This window comes from Mesorhizobium sp. B2-4-17 (assembly GCF_006441275.1).
GTDB lineage: Bacteria > Pseudomonadota > Alphaproteobacteria > Rhizobiales > Rhizobiaceae > Mesorhizobium.
In genome coordinates this window covers 106837-123548 of the sequence record NZ_VFUX01000001.1, presented here as the reverse complement: position 1 = coordinate 123548, position 16712 = coordinate 106837, and the positions used below count along the sequence as shown (strand labels likewise).

The 16712-nt window shown below is 60.6% G+C and carries 9 protein-coding genes; 8 read left to right on the top strand and 1 reads right to left on the bottom strand.

The window, feature by feature from the left end:
* Positions 1-60: 60 nt before the first annotated feature.
* From FJ548_RS00500 to FJ548_RS00480, 5 genes are all read left to right on the top strand, one after another.
* Positions 61-1131, top strand: coding sequence for an aldo/keto reductase (locus FJ548_RS00500; protein WP_140776205.1), 1071 nt, complete (start codon positions 61-63; stop codon positions 1129-1131).
* Between the two features lie 297 nt (positions 1132-1428).
* Positions 1429-1890, top strand: a complete 462-nt coding sequence (locus tag FJ548_RS00495) for a (2Fe-2S)-binding protein (RefSeq protein WP_140776203.1) — start codon at positions 1429-1431, stop codon at positions 1888-1890.
* 48 nt (positions 1891-1938) lie between these two features.
* Positions 1939-4080, top strand: coding sequence for a molybdopterin cofactor-binding domain-containing protein (locus FJ548_RS00490; RefSeq protein ID WP_181168673.1), 2142 nt, complete (start codon positions 1939-1941; stop codon positions 4078-4080).
* Positions 4081-4807: 727 nt separating this feature from the next.
* Positions 4808-10519 carry a HAMP domain-containing protein gene (locus FJ548_RS00485; protein WP_140776453.1) on the top strand — a complete coding sequence of 1904 codons (5712 nt, stop codon included), beginning with the start codon at positions 4808-4810 and terminating at the stop codon, positions 10517-10519.
* Positions 10520-10613: 94 nt separating this feature from the next.
* A complete protein-coding gene (locus tag FJ548_RS00480; RefSeq protein ID WP_246678521.1) occupies positions 10614-12605 on the top strand; it encodes a response regulator in 1992 nt (663 codons plus the stop codon).
* A 202-nt stretch (positions 12606-12807) separates the two neighbouring features.
* On the opposite strand, the gene FJ548_RS00475 is transcribed toward FJ548_RS00480, so the two are convergent.
* Complete coding sequence (locus tag FJ548_RS00475) at positions 12808-13011, bottom strand: CsbD family protein (RefSeq protein ID WP_140690704.1); 204 nt, start codon at positions 13009-13011, stop codon at positions 12808-12810.
* Between the two features lie 352 nt (positions 13012-13363).
* Here FJ548_RS00475 and FJ548_RS00470 point away from each other — a divergent pair, with 352 nt between their 5' ends.
* From FJ548_RS00470 to FJ548_RS29725, 3 genes are all read left to right on the top strand, one after another.
* Positions 13364-15301 (top strand): AI-2E family transporter, encoded by a 1938-nt coding sequence (locus FJ548_RS00470; protein ID WP_246678533.1) that lies wholly within the window; start codon positions 13364-13366, stop codon positions 15299-15301.
* Between the two features lie 287 nt (positions 15302-15588).
* Positions 15589-15909 carry a plasmid stabilization protein gene (locus FJ548_RS00465; RefSeq protein ID WP_140608534.1) on the top strand — a complete coding sequence of 107 codons (321 nt, stop codon included), beginning with the start codon at positions 15589-15591 and terminating at the stop codon, positions 15907-15909.
* 629 nt (positions 15910-16538) lie between these two features.
* A complete protein-coding gene (locus FJ548_RS29725) occupies positions 16539-16688 on the top strand; it encodes a hypothetical protein (RefSeq protein WP_181165557.1) in 150 nt (49 codons plus the stop codon).
* The last annotated feature ends 24 nt before the right edge of the window (positions 16689-16712 follow it).

Sequence of the window (16712 nt, the reverse complement as noted above, 5' to 3'; positions counted from 1 at the left end):
TCGGCCGCGACGGTGCATCTTCAGTCCCATAACTTCACTCGTTCCTGGAGGGTTCACCCCATGACCCAATCGCTTGACCTTGCTATCTATCGCCTGCTCGGCCGTTCTGGCCTGCGCGTCTCCCCGCTTGCCCTGGGGACCATGACCTTCGGCTCCGATTGGGGCTGGGGTGCCGAACAGGACGAGGCTCGGCGCATATTCGACGCCTATGTCGATCGCGGCGGTAACTTCGTCGATACCGCCAACGCCTACACCAACGGTTCCTCCGAGCGCCTTGTCGGCGAATTCGCCGAGGGCAAGCGCGACCGGCTGGTGATCTCGACCAAATATACGATGGCGACGCATCCGGGCGATCCGAATTCGGGTGGCAATCATCGCAAGAGCATGGTTGCTTCGGTCGAGGAAAGCCTGCGCCGGCTGAAAAGCGACTATATCGACCTGCTCTATGTCCATCAGTGGGAGGGGCTGACCCCGGTCGAAGAGATCCTGCGCGGGCTCGACGATCTCGTGCGGCAGGGCAAGGTGCTCTATCTCGGCCTTTCGGATATTCCCGCCTGGCAGGCATCTCGGATGCAGGCAATCGCCGACCTGCGTGGCTGGACGCCCTTCGTCGCGCTGCAGAGCGAATACAGCCTGGTCGAACGCACCTCGGAACGCGACCTGATCCCGATGGCCAACGAGATGGGTATGGGCTTCATGCCCTGGGCGCCGCTGGCCAATGGCGTCCTCTCGGGCAAATACAGCCGCGCCGATCTCGGCGCTTCGCAGACCGGCATCGCGGGGTCGCGCAAGGCGGTTGCCGGCGCCCACGGGTCCCTGTCGGAACGCAGCCTGGCCATCGCCGATGTCGTCGGCGAGATCGCCCGGGAAACAGATCGGTCGTCGGCGCAGGTCGCGCTGGCCTGGGTCATGGCCAATCCCGGCGTGACGGCTCTGCTGCTCGGCGCGCGCACGCTGCAGCAACTGGAAAACAATCTCGGCGCCCTCGACGTCACCTTGAGCGCCGAACAGATGGCACGGCTGGATGCGGTGAGCGCCATCGAACTCGGTTTTCCGTACAACCTGCTGCACGGCCCATTCCTTCGCGCGGCGGTCAGCGGAGGGGCGCACTTCCCGGAGCGAACCTGGTAGCGAACGGCGCTTCGCAAGCCGACCGCTCCGGCACCTCGCCTGCCGCTGGTTGCCCCGTGGTCGGGTGCCGAATGATTGTCGGTATCCGGCGCCCGGCCACGATGCTCGATGCTTCATTCGCGGCAACGGCGCGTCAGCGATAGGCGCGGTTGGACGAGGCCCATGTCTCACGGCGTTGGCGGCAGTTTTTCTGGGATTTATGTCATTTCGATCGTCAGCGTCGCGCCATAGGCTGCGAGATGCCTCAAGCCGTCAAGGCTCGGCACCAACCTCGACGTCATACGACGGAGAACCTCGATGGCGACATACAAGATCACGGTGAATGGACAGCGCCGGGACGTAACCGTTGATCCATCGACCCCTCTGCTCTGGGTTCTGCGCGAAGAGCTGAAGCTGACAGGCACCAAATACGGTTGCGGCATCGGCCTGTGCGGCGCCTGCACCGTGCACCTTGCCGGCGAAGCAACCCGCTCCTGCGGCTTGCCGGTCTCGGACGTCGGCGATCAGGAGGTGGTGACGATCGAAGGCATCGGCGGCGATCGTGTCGGTCGCGCCGTGCAGGAGGCCTGGGTGGAGAAGGATGTCGTGCAGTGCGGCTATTGCCAGAGCGGCCAGATCATGGCCGCCGTGGCGCTCCTCAAGGTGACGCCTCGACCGTCGGAAGCCGATGTCGAGGGAACGATGACGAATCTATGCCGCTGCGCCACCTATGTGCGCATCCGCGCAGCCATTCAGGACGCCTCGACACGTTTGATCTAGCAAAGGAGCCGGACCATGCGGTTCGCATACCAGCCTGACAAGGGTCATTTGAGCCGCCGCACCTTCCTGCGCGCATCGGCAGTTGCCGCGGGCGGACTATTGGTTTCGCTGCATTTCGATCTTCCCGCGCTCGCGCAGGATGCCGGGGCGCCACCAGCCCCAGCCGACGCATATGTTCGCATCAAACCCGACGGGCGGATCGTGATCGCTGTGCGGCATATCGAGATGGGGCAGGGCGTGCTCACATCACTGCCGATGATCGTAGCCGAAGAGCTCGATGCGGATTGGTCCCAAGTGAGCGCCGAGCTTGCCCCGGCGGGAGATGCCTACAAGGCGCCACCGCTCGGGATACAGAGCACGAGCGGTTCGTGGTCCGTACGCTATGGCTATCAGCAGCACCGCGAGTTCGGCGCTCGCATCCGCGCTATGCTGGTGGGCGCGGCCGCCGACCGATGGAAGGTGCGCCCGGACGAATGCCGCACGGAAGCCGGCGTGGTCCATGGTCCAAGCGGCCAATCGGCGAGCTATGGCGAACTCGCGGACGATGCTTCGCGCAGGCCTGTGCCGGAGCAGGTCGTGTTGAAGAACCCTGGCGACTTCCGGATTGTCGGGAAGCCGACGCGCCGCATGGACAGCCGCCCGAAGACGGATGGGTCGCAAAAATTCGCGCTCGACATCGACCTTCCAGGCATGAAGATCGCGCTCATCGCACGGCCGCCGGTATTCGGGGCGAAGGTCAAGGCGTTCGACGCGCAGGCAGTCCGCTCGATGGACGGTGTGCGGGACGTGTTCGAAATTCCCCTCGTCAAGGGGAGCGCCGTGGCTGTGGTCGCGGATCGGTTCTGGAGCGCGAAACAGGCACGGGACCAGCTCAAGATCGACTGGGATTTCTCAGGCGTGGAGCGCGCCGACAGCCACGAATTGCGCGCCAGGTATCAGGCCCTCGCCAAAACGCCGGGAAACGTCGCTCTCAGCCGAGGCGACAAGACCGCGCTTTCGCGGACAGAACCCTCCAAGCGCCTCGTCGCGGATTATGAACTTCCATATCTGGCCGCAGCCGCGCTCGAGTGCCTGAACATGACGCTTCGCTATGACGGCGACCGCGCGGAAGCATGGATTCCGTCCCAATTTGCCACGCTTGACCAAGGCGTGCTCGCCCAAGCGCTCGGATTGGATCCCAGCCAAGTCACACTGCATGTGGTCTTTGCCGGCGGCGGATTTGGCCGGCGCAGCCCGCTCGACGGCAATGTGCCCTTCGAGGCCGCGGCCATTGCCAAGCGCGTGCGCGGCACGCCGGTCAAGCTCATCTACACGCGCGAAGACGACATGCGGAGCGGTTACTACCGACCAATGACCACCCATCGCGTCGAAATCGGCATCGGGGCCGATGGGATGCCATGGGCCTGGCGACACGTCGCCGTGGGCCAGTCGTTCATCATCGGAACGGCGATGGAGAAGACCTTCATCAAGGACGGCGTTGATCCGCTCGTCATCGAGGGAGCGGTGAACAACAAATACCGCATTCCGAACTTTGAGGTGTCGGTACACCATCCGGCGGTGAACGTGCCGGTCTACACCCTGCGCTCCGTCGGGCACTCACAGAACACTTTTGTCATGGAGACGCTGATCGACGAGCTCGCCGTTCGCGCCAAAGCCGACCCCATCGCCTATCGGCTGAAGCTTCTCGATCCCGAGGCCACCAAGGTCCGCGATGCATTGACCCTGCTCGAGGAGAAGAGCCGTTGGCGAAATGGCCTTGCGTCCGGCCATGCCGCCGGCATTGCCTGCGCTGACTATTGGGATACGGGTATCGCCTGTGCGGCCGAGGTGTCGCTCGTCGACAATCGGCCAAGGGTCCACCGCGTTACCGTTGCCATCGCCTGCGGGCTGCCGGTGAATCCGCTTTCCATCGAAGCGCAGTGCCAGGGCGCGATCGGCTTCGGTCTCACTCAGCTCATGTCGGCCATCACACTCAAGGACGGCGAGGTTGAGCAGTCGAACTTCGATGGATTTCGGCCGCCTTACCTGTCCGACGCGCCGGCGGCGATCGATGTCCATATCGTGCCAAGCGATGACGCCCCGCTGGGTGTTGGGGAACCCGCGACCCCAGTCATATCGCCGGCCGTGGTAAACGCGTTGGCGAGTCTCACTGGAAAGCGATACCGGTCTCTCCCGATCGATACTGTCTGAGGCAAGACGTCAGTTTTGCTCCACAACCGAGGCAACTGACGGCAAATAACGCCGTAGCATCATGACTTGGCAAGTCTGATCGGCAGTTGGAACGAAGAGGTGGCGGTGAGGAGATCACGGAAGCAGACAGAAGAAAATGTTGACCTGCCACAGCCTACGAAAATCGGCGCCGAATCCTGTCTTGAGCGCCAACTTATGAAGGGATATCAGATAGTTAGAAGAAAACGATTTTAGCAATTGGCATCGCGCTTTTTGTGCGTAAGCACTGCGGAAGTAGGAGAGATCGCGCCAATTTCGCCGCAAACCCTCTTGTGGAAAAATGCCATCGAAGTCGGCTCGATGGTGACGCGGTGGCCGAAGGTCACCCCTTCGGGGGCGAACAGGATGCATCGGCTGGTGAGATTGGTGTGGTTGATGACGGTGGCGTTAGACCGCTACCGCCTTTCCCCACACCAGTAGGTCAGCGATTCCGGCTTCGTTGCCTTGGATGAGTAATTTTGCACGCCGATTCACAACTGGCGGCGTTGCGTTGAGGAAACGTTCGTCCGAGGCTGAACGTCAGAACCACAATCGTGCCGGAACGTGGGTTTTCAGTCGGTGCGCACCCCCCAAGCGACATGGAACCATTATCCAAATGGCACGTTTTCAAGCTTGCGGCGAGATGTAGCTTGGCCGTGGGGCTTTCTATCCAAACGCAATCCATCGGCATCGGAGGGGCGCTGTGACCGTGCAGGCATCCAAAAGGGAACTGGACCATGTAATCATTCTGAATTCTCTAAGAGCCTTCCGCCGCGGTGATTTTTCCGTCCGTATCGACAACGTATACAAGGGGGTCGATTCCGAAATCGCGGAAACCTTCAACGAGATCGTTGACCTCAACGATCAGGTGACGCGTGAGTTCGAGCGCCTCAGCAGGGTTGTCGGCAAGGATGGGCGCATAGGTGAGCGCGGTCGCGTTCGCAACGCCACTGGCAGTTGGGAATCAAGTGTCCGGTCCGTCAACGATCTGATCGAGGATATGGTCCAGCCGACAGCCGAGGTCGCCCGAGTCATCGGTGCCGTTGCCAAGGGCGACCTGTCGCAAACGATGATGGTCGAAATTGACGGCCGGCCTCTGCGTGGGGAGTTCCTGCGGATTGGCAAGATCGTCAACACCATGGTCGGCCAGTTAGCCTCCTTCGCCTCGGAAGTGACGCGCGTGGCGCGCGAGGTCGGCACCGAAGGCAAGTTGGGTGGTCAGGCGCGCGTGAAAGGCGTCGCCGGGACTTGGAAAGATCTGACCGACAACGTCAACGCGATGGCCACCAACCTGACCGGGCAGGTGCGCAACATCGCCGAGGTCACGACCGCCGTCGCGTCGGGCGACCTGTCGAAGAAGATTACCGTCGACGTCAAGGGCGAAATCCTCGAATTGAAAAACACCATCAACACAATGGTGGACCAGCTCAATTCCTTCGCCTCGGAAGTGACGCGCGTGGCACGCGAGGTCGGCACGGAGGGTAAGCTCGGCGGCCAGGCACGCGTCGAAGGGGTCGGCGGCACCTGGAAGGATCTGACCGACAATGTGAATTCCATGGCCGAGAACCTCACCGGCCAGGTGCGCAATATCGCCGAGGTGACGACCGCCGTGGCTCTGGGCGACCTCTCGAAGAAGATCACCGTCGACGTGAAGGGCGAAATCCTCGAGCTGAAATCGACGATCAACACGATGGTCGACCAGCTCAACTCCTTCGCGGGCGAGGTCACGCGCGTAGCGCGCGAAGTTGGCACTGAAGGCAAGCTTGGCGGCCAGGCACAGGTGCGTGGCGTCGCCGGCACGTGGAAAGACCTCACCGACAACGTCAATTCGATGGCTGAGAACCTCACCGGCCAGGTGCGGAATATCGCGGAGGTGACGACGGCGGTTGCTTCCGGCGACCTCTCCAAAAAAATCACCGTGGCGGTGCAAGGCGAAATTCTCGAACTCAAGGACACCATCAACACGATGGTTGATCAGTTGAACTCCTTTGCCTCGGAGGTCACACGCGTGGCGCGCGAGGTCGGCACCGAAGGCAAGCTCGGTGGCCAGGCCGAGGTGAGGGGCATTGGCGGCACGTGGAAGGATCTGACCGACAACGTCAATCTGATGGCCGCCAATCTGACCGGGCAGGTGCGCAACATTGCCGAGGTTACGACGGCCGTGGCCCGCGGTGACCTGTCCAAGAAGATCACGGTCGACGTCAAAGGGGAAATCCTGGAGCTCAAAGACACCGTCAATACGATGGTCGATCAGTTGAACTCCTTCGCCTCGGAAGTGACGCGCGTCGCTCGTGAAGTGGGATCGGAAGGCAAACTAGGCGGACAGGCTCATGTCGAAGGCGTCGGTGGCACCTGGAAGGACTTGACTGACAACGTCAACGCGATGGCCGGCAACCTGACTGTCCAGTTGCGCGATGTGTCCAAGGTCGCGACGGCTATCGCGACGGGCGACCTGACGCAGAAAATCACGGTCGATGCCCTGGGCGAGATCCTGCAGATCAAGGATGTCATCAACACGATGGTCGATCAGTTGAATTCGTTCGCCTCGGAGGTGACGCGTGTGGCGCGCGAAGTCGGTTCGGACGGCAAGCTCGGCGGTCAGGCACAGGTGCGCGGCGTTGCCGGCACTTGGAAGGACCTGACCGACAACGTCAACGCCATGGCCGCCAACCTGACGGGTCAGGTGCGAAACATCGCCGAGGTGACGACGGCCGTGGCGCTCGGTGACCTCTCGAAGAAGATCACCGTGGACGTCCGTGGAGAGATTCTCGAGCTGAAGGACACCATCAACACGATGGTGGACCAGCTCAATTCCTTTGCCTCGGAAGTGACCCGCGTTGCGCGCGAGGTCGGTACCGAAGGCAAGCTCGGCGGGCAGGCGCAGGTGCGCGGCGTTGCCGGGACGTGGAAAGATCTGACCGACAACGTCAACTCGATGGCCGAGAACCTGACCGGGCAGGTGCGCAACATCGCGGAGGTGACGACCGCTGTTGCCCGTGGCGATCTGTCGAAAAAGATCACGGTCGACGTGAAGGGGGAAATCCTTGAGCTGAAATCAACCATCAACACGATGGTGGACCAGCTCAACTCCTTCGCCGGTGAGGTCACGCGCGTGGCGCGCGAGGTTGGCACCGAGGGCAAACTCGGCGGTCAGGCCCGTGTCGAAGGCGTCGCCGGTACCTGGAAAGACCTCACCGACAACGTCAATTTGATGGCGACGAACCTGACAAACCAGGTGCGTGGCATCGCCGACGTGGTCACGGCGGTTGCGCAAGGCAATCTCAAACGCAAGCTGACGGTGGATGCCAAAGGCGAAATCGCCTCCCTTGCCGATACGATCAACGGCATGATCGAGACACTCGCGACCTTTGCCGACCAGGTGACCAACGTCGCCCGCGAGGTGGGTATCGAAGGCAAGCTTGGCGGCCAGGCGCGTGTGCCAGGAGCGGCTGGCCTGTGGCGCGACCTGACCGACAATGTCAATCAGCTCGCCGCCAATCTCACAACCCAGGTGCGTGCCATTGCCGAGGTTTCGACAGCGGTCACCAAGGGCGATCTGACGCGCTCGATCAGCGTCGAAGCTTCGGGTGAAGTTGCCGCGCTCAAGGACAACATCAACGAAATGATCCGCAACCTGAAGGATCAGACGCTGAAGAATGCCGAACAGGACTGGTTGAAAACCAATCTCGCCCGGTTTTCGCGGATGCTGCAAGGCGAGCGCGACCTCGCCACTGTCTCGCGGCTCATCATGTCCGAACTCGCGCCGCTGGTGAACGCCCAATATGGGGTGTTCTACGTTACCAATCGCGACGAAGAGGAATCCTATCTCGAGCTGGCGGCGTCCTATGGCGCTGAAAGCAAGGCGGCGATCAAGCAGCGCCTCGACCTGCGCGAAGGTCTCGTCGGCCAAAGTGCTGCCGACAAGCGCGCAATCATGCTCGACAATGTCCCGCCGGAATTCCTGCGCGTCACATCAGGCCTCGGCAGCGCCTCGCCGGCCAACGTCATCATTCTTCCCGCCTTGTTCGAAGATGAGGTGAAAGCCGTTATCGAACTTGCCTCGTTCGGCGAGTTCCGCGACACCCACCAGTCGTTCCTCAACCAGTTGATGGAGTCCGTCGGCATCGTTCTCAACACCATAGCCGCGACTATGCGCACCGAAGGCCTGCTCAAGCAGTCGCAACTGCTGACCTCGGAATTACAAGCGCGCCAGACTGAACTGACCAAGAAGCAGGAAGAGCTGCATGCCACGAACGAGGAGCTGCAGGAAAAGGCACAGCTGCTCGAAAACGAAAAGAAGCAGGTGGAAAATAAGAATCTCGAAATCGAGATGGCGCGACGCGCATTGGAGGAGAAAGCCGAGCAGCTGGCGCTGACTTCGAAATACAAGTCCGAGTTCCTGGCCAATATGAGTCACGAACTGCGCACGCCACTCAATTCACTGCTTATTCTCTCAAATCTCCTGGCGACCAACCAGCAGGGCAATCTCAACGAAAAGCAGGTAGAGTTCGCGCGCACGATCAATTCCGCCGGAACCGATCTTCTCAGCCTCATCAACGACATCCTCGATCTGTCGAAAATCGAATCCGGGACGGTCTCCATCGATATCAACGATATGCCGGTGTCACACCTGCGCCAGCATATGGAGCGCACGTTCCGTCAACTGGCGGCCGACAAGGGACTTGGCTTCACCATAACGGTCGACCCAGCCCTTCCAGATACTGTCCGCACGGACGAGAAGCGATTGCAGCAGATTGTCCTCAACCTGCTTTCGAACGCATTCAAATTCACCTCCGAAGGTGAGGTCGGTTTGAACTTCCGGGTCGAGAAGGCTGGCCGCCGCAACCGAGCCGCGCACCCGATAAAGGCTCTCGCGATTGCCGTGACCGACACCGGCATTGGCATACCTGAGGATAAGCAAAAGCTTATTTTCGAAGCCTTTCAGCAAGCCGACGGCACCACCAGTCGTAAATATGGCGGTACGGGCCTGGGGCTCTCTATCAGTCGGGAGATCGCCCGGTTGCTTGGCGGCGAATTGCGCGTCGAAAGCACACCGGGCAAAGGATCGACGTTCACGCTGGTTATTCCGTTCGACGGCCCCAGAATGGCGACAGTGCAATCGGCCTTGCTTCCTGTGGTGGACGAAGTCGCGGCGCCAGCATCCCCCAACAGTCCACCTTCGGCCGAGTTAATCGATGACCGCGATTCTATTTCGCCGACCGATCGGGTCGTTCTGATCGTTGAGGACGACCCGACCTTTGGAGGCTTGTTGCTTGGCCTCGCACGTTCGGCCGGGTTGAAAGGCGTCTTGTCAAACGCTGGTTCCGGCACTTTGGCATTGGCGCGCAAGCTGGTTCCCGATGCCATTACGCTTGATCTCGGGCTTTCGGATATCGACGGCTGGGTGCTTTTTGATCTGTTACGCCATGATCAGAAGACGAGGACAATCCCCGTCCACGTTATCTCGGGTGCGGGAGATATTAATAGCCTCGCGCGCAAGGGCGCCTCCAGCATTTCCACTAAGCCCGTATCATCGGATGAACTGATGCAGGTGTTTCAGGACATTCATTCCAGAAAGCTGCGTATCCAACGCCGCGTTCTGGTCGCCGACCCCGATCCGGATCGCCGGCTATCGCTGGTCGAAGCGATCCGCGACGGCGTCACCTCGGTCACCGCGGTTGGTCGGATCGCGGCAAATGCGGACGACGTCGGGATCGCCTCGTATGATGCCGTCGTGCTCGGGTTTGGACGCTCGGCCAAAGACAATGCGCAGGCACTAGACGAGGTCACCGGCCAATTCGGCGAAGCCTTGCCGAAACTTTTGTTCTTTGCCCCCCATCCCGATGCGCTTGACCCGGTCCTGTCGCTGAATCCGGCTTTTGCGAATGCGCCGCGCGCCGAGAATTTCGCCCAGTTGGCGCTGCATATTTCAGCCACCCTTCCGGGAGAAGGCCGCGAAGAAAGCATGATCGAAACAGAACAGGACGCCAAGTCCGATCTCACCGGTGCGAAGGTTCTGATCGTCGACGACGACATTCGCAACATTTATTCCCTCACCAGCGTTCTGGAGACCTATGGGATCCAAGTTCTGCACGCTGAACGAGGCCGCGACGGCATAGCGCTGCTGGAACAGACGCCTGACGTCGATGCAGCGTTGATCGATATCATGATGCCGGAAATGGACGGCTACGAGACGATGCGGCAAATCCGCACCACATCCTCGATAGCTCACATTCCGCTGATTTCGGTTACGGCCAAAGCGATGAAGGGTGATCGGCAAAAATGCTTGGACGCGGGGGCTTCCGACTACATCGCCAAGCCAGTCGATCTCGATCTCTTGCTGGCGCTGCTTCGTGTCTGGATTGGGCGTTCCCGGTCACGCGGCGACACCCCGGAAAAAATGCTCGTGGCAGCGAACTGACGGCTATTCGATGCAAAAATTGCAAAGAAGCAGAGCAAGAAAACCTGGGGTCGTCCAACTGCCGGAAGGACCGGCACGAGCACGTATTCTCGCCGTGGACGACGATGAGCGCAATCTGCTGGCAATCAGCGAAGTGCTCGCCACCACCGGCGACGTCATCTGCGCCCAATCGGGCGAAGAGGCCCTACGCTTTCTGCTGAAGGAAGACTTCGCCGTTATCCTGCTCGATGTCCTCATGCCAGGGCTGGATGGATATGAAACAGCCGCGCTTATCCGACAGCGCGAACAGTCCAAACGCACGCCAATCATCTTTCTCACCGCGATCAACAAGGAGGACGCCCATATGCTGCGCGGCTATGATGCCGGCGCGGTGGATTATGTGTTCAAGCCATTTGATCCGACCATGCTGCGTTCGAAGGTCGCGGTTTTTGTCGAGCTTCACGAAAAGACGATCGAAATCCAACGGAAGGCGGGAATTGAGCAGGGACTGCTGGCGCAGGCGCTGCAGGCGCAGAAGGAAAAGCTTCAGGCGGAACGGGCTCTGCGCAGCGCAGAGGAACGGCAGGATGCCATACTGAGTTCGCTGCCTGTCTGCTTTCACGCGCGGACGGCCGAGCCGCCCTTTGCGACGCGCTTTGTCACCAAAGGTGTCGAGCGTTTGACCGGCTTTTCGCCTGCGGATCTGACTTCCGATCCAGGATTCGGGCTCAAGCGGGTCCATCCCGACGATCTGGCACGGCTCGAGCAGGCACTTCTGGCGGCCAAAACGGCTGGCTCGTACACGTGCGAATTCCGCTGGAAGTGCGCCAACGGCGAGTATCGCATCTTTCTTGATCAAGGCGTCATGTCGAACGGCGCTGACGGCCGCGAGTCCGAAATCCTCGGGACGCTGCTCGACGTTACCGATCAGCGTGGCCTCGAGGATCAACTGCTACAATCACAACGTCTCGACGCCATCGGCAAACTGACGGGTGGCCTGGCGCATGACTTCAATAACCTGCTGGCTGCAATTCTCAGTGGATTGGGGTTGCTCGAACGCCGCGCGACATTGGACGGTCAAGCACGGCAGGTCCTCGACTTGATGCGGCGTTCCGCGAAACAAGGAGCTGACCTGGTCACGCGAATGCTGGCTTTCTCCCGACGGCAGACCTTAAAGCCGGAAGCGGTGCGCCTGGCAGTGCTGGGCGACAGCATGAACGGGTTGGTCGCACCTGTTTTGGGAGCGTTGGTCCGATTCGACTGGCAAATCGACGACACGGTGTGGCCGGTGCACGTCGATGCCGGACAGCTCGAGCTAGCTTTAATGAATCTGGTTTTCAACGCGCGTGATGCCATGCCCTCCGGCGGTACGATAACCGTGCAAGCGCACAACCGTTCACTTAGAAGGTCTTCGGCGGATGTTTCGGCGGGTGACTATGTCGTTGTGACGGTCAAGGATACAGGGTCTGGCATAGCTCCTGATATTCTCGCCAAGGTCGTTGAACCTTTCTTCACGACAAAGCCGGTCGGGAAAGGGACCGGTCTGGGCCTCAGTACGGTCTATGGCTTTATGAGGCAATCCGGCGGTGCGCTTCGCATAGACAGCGTCGTTGATCGTGGAACGAGCATGCAACTCTGGCTGCCACGCTCCGTCGCGGAGCCAGACAGTCCTGCTGCCGAGACCGACATCGGATATATGCGCCTGGACGCCGATGCGAGGCGCCCATCGATCATTCTGATCGATGATAGTAACGCGTTGCGGCAGCTGACAGCCGAGTCTCTTCGTCAGCGTGGTTTTGATGTGACCTGCGCCGCAGGGGGGCCCGAGGCATTGGCGTTGATCGAGCGCGCTCCTAATGATTTCGACGTCATCGTTACCGACTTTGCCATGCCACTCGTATCGGGCGTGGATGTTATCCGCTTCGCACGCACTCTGCGCTCCGACTGGCCTGCGGTTATCATAACCGGCTATGCCGATGCTAGCCAGATCGCCGATCGACCGGCGGATGTGCCCTTGCTCGGCAAACCCTTCCACGACAAGGATTTGCTCGAAACCATTTTTTTAGCGATCGCAAATGTGGAGTCTAAAGGACTCAAAACGGCCTAGCCAAGTGAGGACGCCGGCCGCTTGACACCACGCGGCGCGCCAGCAAGAGCAATGGGGTGTAGAGAGCGTCGCGAGGCGGCCCAGCGGAGGAGGTGAGCGCATCATAACGCGGCCCCGGGATGCAACCGCGAGCTGCGTCGGCTGCAGCGTTCCCATGCCGGTCGCCGGTAAGAAGAAGCTCACACGGCGTGCCAGGCGATACCTACCAGTCTTGCCGTCGGTACCAATCGTCAATATCGCGCCGCACACGATCCTTCTCGATGCCGTAGCGCTCCTGGATCTTGCCTTCGAGTTGATCACGTTTGCCGGCAATACGGTCGAGGTCGTCGTCAGTAAGCTTGCCCCACTGTTCTTTGACCTTGCCTTTGACCTGCTTCCAATTTCCTTCGACACGATTCCAGTCCATGAGACGGTCCTCCTTGATTGCATTACGGTGCCAAACGTCATGCGCCCTGTGATGTTCCAGGTCGGTGCTCGCTTTTGCGCGTGCGGCGTGTTGATTTTGAGGGCCATCGATTTGGCCGGGTTGGGTGTTGGGCTCAGTGCCGGCCCTGTGATGCGTACCGACGGGGCTTTCGCGCGGTCGGGCAAAGCCATAGGGAGTGCATTGCCGCAGGCGTCGTGCCCATAGACATGGCTCTCGATGCGCCCTCGTTCCGGCCAGGGAAACCGCTATTTGATGGAAAACATATCCCACTTTAGCGTTTATGATCTTGGTGGGCAGGCGGAGGAATTTCTTGGCGATCGATCGTAACGGCATCTCCCCCAGTTCCGGACTGGGAGGACCCCTTTCCTTAGCGCGTCGGCGCACGGCGTTGCCGACCGTCGCCACTGTCGTAACCACTGTTGCGGCGTTGTATTTCGGACGAGAAGTATTCTTGCCGATCGCGATCGCGCTGCTCCTGACCTTTGCACTCGCTCCTCTGGTCTCGGCGCTCAAACGGGCAGGCATGCCGCGCCTTGCCGCGGTCATCCTGAGCGTGCTCGGGGCATTCGCGGTTCTGGCGCTGTTCAGCTTTATTGTCGCCTCGCAGGTCAGCGAACTCGCTCAGAACATTTCGCTTTACCAGTCAAACATCCTCACCAAGGTCCGTTCTCTCAAAGAGACGGGAGTGGGCGGCGGCGTGATCTCGAGATTGAGCAGTGTAGTCGAGCGGGTTGGCCAGGAGATCAACAGGCAAGAGCCTTCGCTTCCAGCCTCCCCGCAAACCCCGAAACGCGACCCGGTGCCGGTTGAAATCGTCGCCAAGGAAAAGCCGCTCGAAATCCTCCAGAACATCATCGGTCCGCTGATCAGCCCTTTGGGGTCAGCTGGCTTGATCGTCATCGTCGTCATCTTCATGCTTCTGGAGCGGGAAGATCTACGCGACCGTTTCATTCGCCTTGTTGGCTACGGTGACCTTCATCGGACGACGCAGGCGCTGCAGGACGCCGGCTCGCGGGTAGGGCGCTACTTGCTGATGCAATTGGTCGTCAACCTGATCTACGCGATCCCGATTGCGATCGGGCTATGGGTGTTGGGCATCCCCAACGCGCTCCTGTGGGGACTGCTGGCGCTGGCCCTTCGTTTCGTTCCCTATATCGGACCCGTGATCGGCGCGCTTCTGCCCCTCTTCCTTGCGCTGGCGGTGGCGCCAGGATGGTCGCTTGTGTTGTGGACGGCAGCTCTATTCGTGGTGATGGAGTTGATTACCGGGAATGTCATCGAGCCTTGGCTGTATGGATCGCGCACGGGGCTTTCGCCATTGGCCATCATCGTTGCGGCAATCTTCTGGACATGGCTATGGGGTCCGCTGGGATTGGTCCTGTCGACACCGCTCACGGTTTGTCTGGTGGTGCTTGGCCGGCATGTACCGCAGTTCGAATTCCTCGATGTGCTGTTCGGCAACGAGCCGGTACTGGACGCCCACGCGCGGCTGTACCAACGGCTGCTGGCAGGCGATCCTGACGAGGCAACAGACCATGCCGAGGAAACTCTCGAGGAGAATTATCTGGTCGAATTCTACGATAAGGTGGCCCTGCCCGCCTTGCTGCTCGGTGAGAAGGACCGCGTCCGTGGCGTAATGGACGACCAGCAGATTCAGCAGGTCGCAGCCAGCGCGCTGACGCTGGTCGCGAACCTCGAAGACAGCGCTCAACACGAGATGGACGAGGAGGAAGCCCCGGTTGTCGGCGAGGATGCGGGGTCGCTCGAGAACAATGAGACCGCGAACAATGGCTATGCCGAATTGCCGGATGGCTCGGGATTGAGGGTGCTTTGCGCTGGCGGCCGCGGTCCACTCGACGACGCGGCGGCGGCGATGCTGGCGCAGGTGTTGGAAGTGCAGGGCGCCACGGTGTCAAGGGCGAGCTTTGTAGACTTGGAGCCGTCGACAATTCGTCGCCTTGAGTTGGGCGGCGTCGATACAGTGGTGGTCGGCTTCCTCAACCAGGATTCCGTCAAGCATGCCCGCTTTCTGGTGCGCCGACTGAAGCGGGCCAAAGCGGACCTCAGGGTCGGGATCGCGCTATGGTTCAAATTCGACGGGGCCGACAAGGAGGACGCCGACAATCTGGCCAAGGACATCAGCGCCGATTTCGTCGCGTCCGGTATGGTACAGGCGGCCTTGGGCGCGCTGGCTTCGGCGCCGCCTGTGCCGCTCAAAATCGTCGCCAAGCGGCGCACACGCCGCCGAAAAACGTCACGAAGCGATTGACCCCGCCGCGTTGTGGGCTCCGGCGGGTTGGACCGCCTGGTGCTTGCCGGGTGCAGTCGGCGGTGCTCGCCGGGCATGGCTGCATTTCTGGACGGGCGAATTTGCAAGGCAGCTGATTGGAAGCGATCGGCCACGCCGGGTTCGGTGATGCGGCAGCCCGAGAGTCCGACAAGGGTGGGGCTTGGTCGATATTCGATCGCCCGGCGGCATCGCGCTCGGATGTCTTGGCAATCTGGAACCAAACCGGGATGTGTTCGTTCGCAACCGTTAGAGAACAGGAGGTCACGATGCCACGTGGCGACAAGTCGAAATACACTGACAAGCAGGAGCGCAAAGCTGATCACATAGCCGAGGGCTACGAGCATCGCGGGGTATCGGAAAAGGAAGCCGAACGTCGTGCTTGGGCAACGGTAAACAAGGATGACGGCGGCGGCAAGAAAGAGGGCGGATCGGGACGTGGAAAGCACACCGGCCACCCCGCGGCTCACAAGGGGGGAGAGAAGGGCGGCAAAGCCCAGGCATCTCGTTCCGCGGCCGAGAGGTCGGCCTCTGCGAAGAAGGCCGCCGCGACAAGGAAAAGGAATGCTGCAAGCCACTCCCACTCATAGGTCAAAGGCAGCACTTTCGCGCTAACGGCAATTGAGTTGGTGTGACGTCGTTCGGCGGTCACGGCCGTGATCTGGCCGATTTCTGCCTCCTGGCTGGACGCACGAAGGTCGAGGGCTTCACTGGCGGTCTTTTTGCGTCGGGCAAGGAAGACCGCTGCCTGCTATCCGCCACGCGAAACCAACCTTACCGGCACCGATTTGGCCGCGGGCACATGACCCTCAGGCCCCGGACACATCGCTCGACCCCGTCCTCGGCTGCCGATTCAGATCGATCTCGCCCCCCTCGGAAACCCAAGCCGTTGCATATCGCGTTTGTTCATCAGCAGAACCATGTGAGTCTCCTGTGGAACACTGGCGCGCGAAGACCGTTTAAGCCGCAATGCCGCCTTGGCAGGTAAACGGTATCCGGCGCCAGTGGATCTGTGATGACGAGAAAACCCTATGTCAAACCCACGCTCGTGAAACGCGGAAGGCTAACAGGGCGCACGGCTCAAATCGTAGCTTCCGGGATCATATTGGGCGAATAGGCGCGGGGGCTTTGGCCAAACCCCTTGCCCGCGCGCAATGTCATCGCACGCATGCCGGAACCACCCGTCAACGATTGGGTTTCCCGCCGAAGGAGATTTTCCATGTTCAGGTTTTTGATCGGTCTCGGCATCGTCTATGCCGCTTACAAGATTGGCAAGGAAGTCGGTCGAGACCAGGCTCTGCAACAAGGTCCGTCTGAATTGGCACGCGATGATCCCGAGGCAGCCGCCCGGCGTGTCGCTGGGAGCTGAACCCCGGCGGGCAGGGAAGCTTCT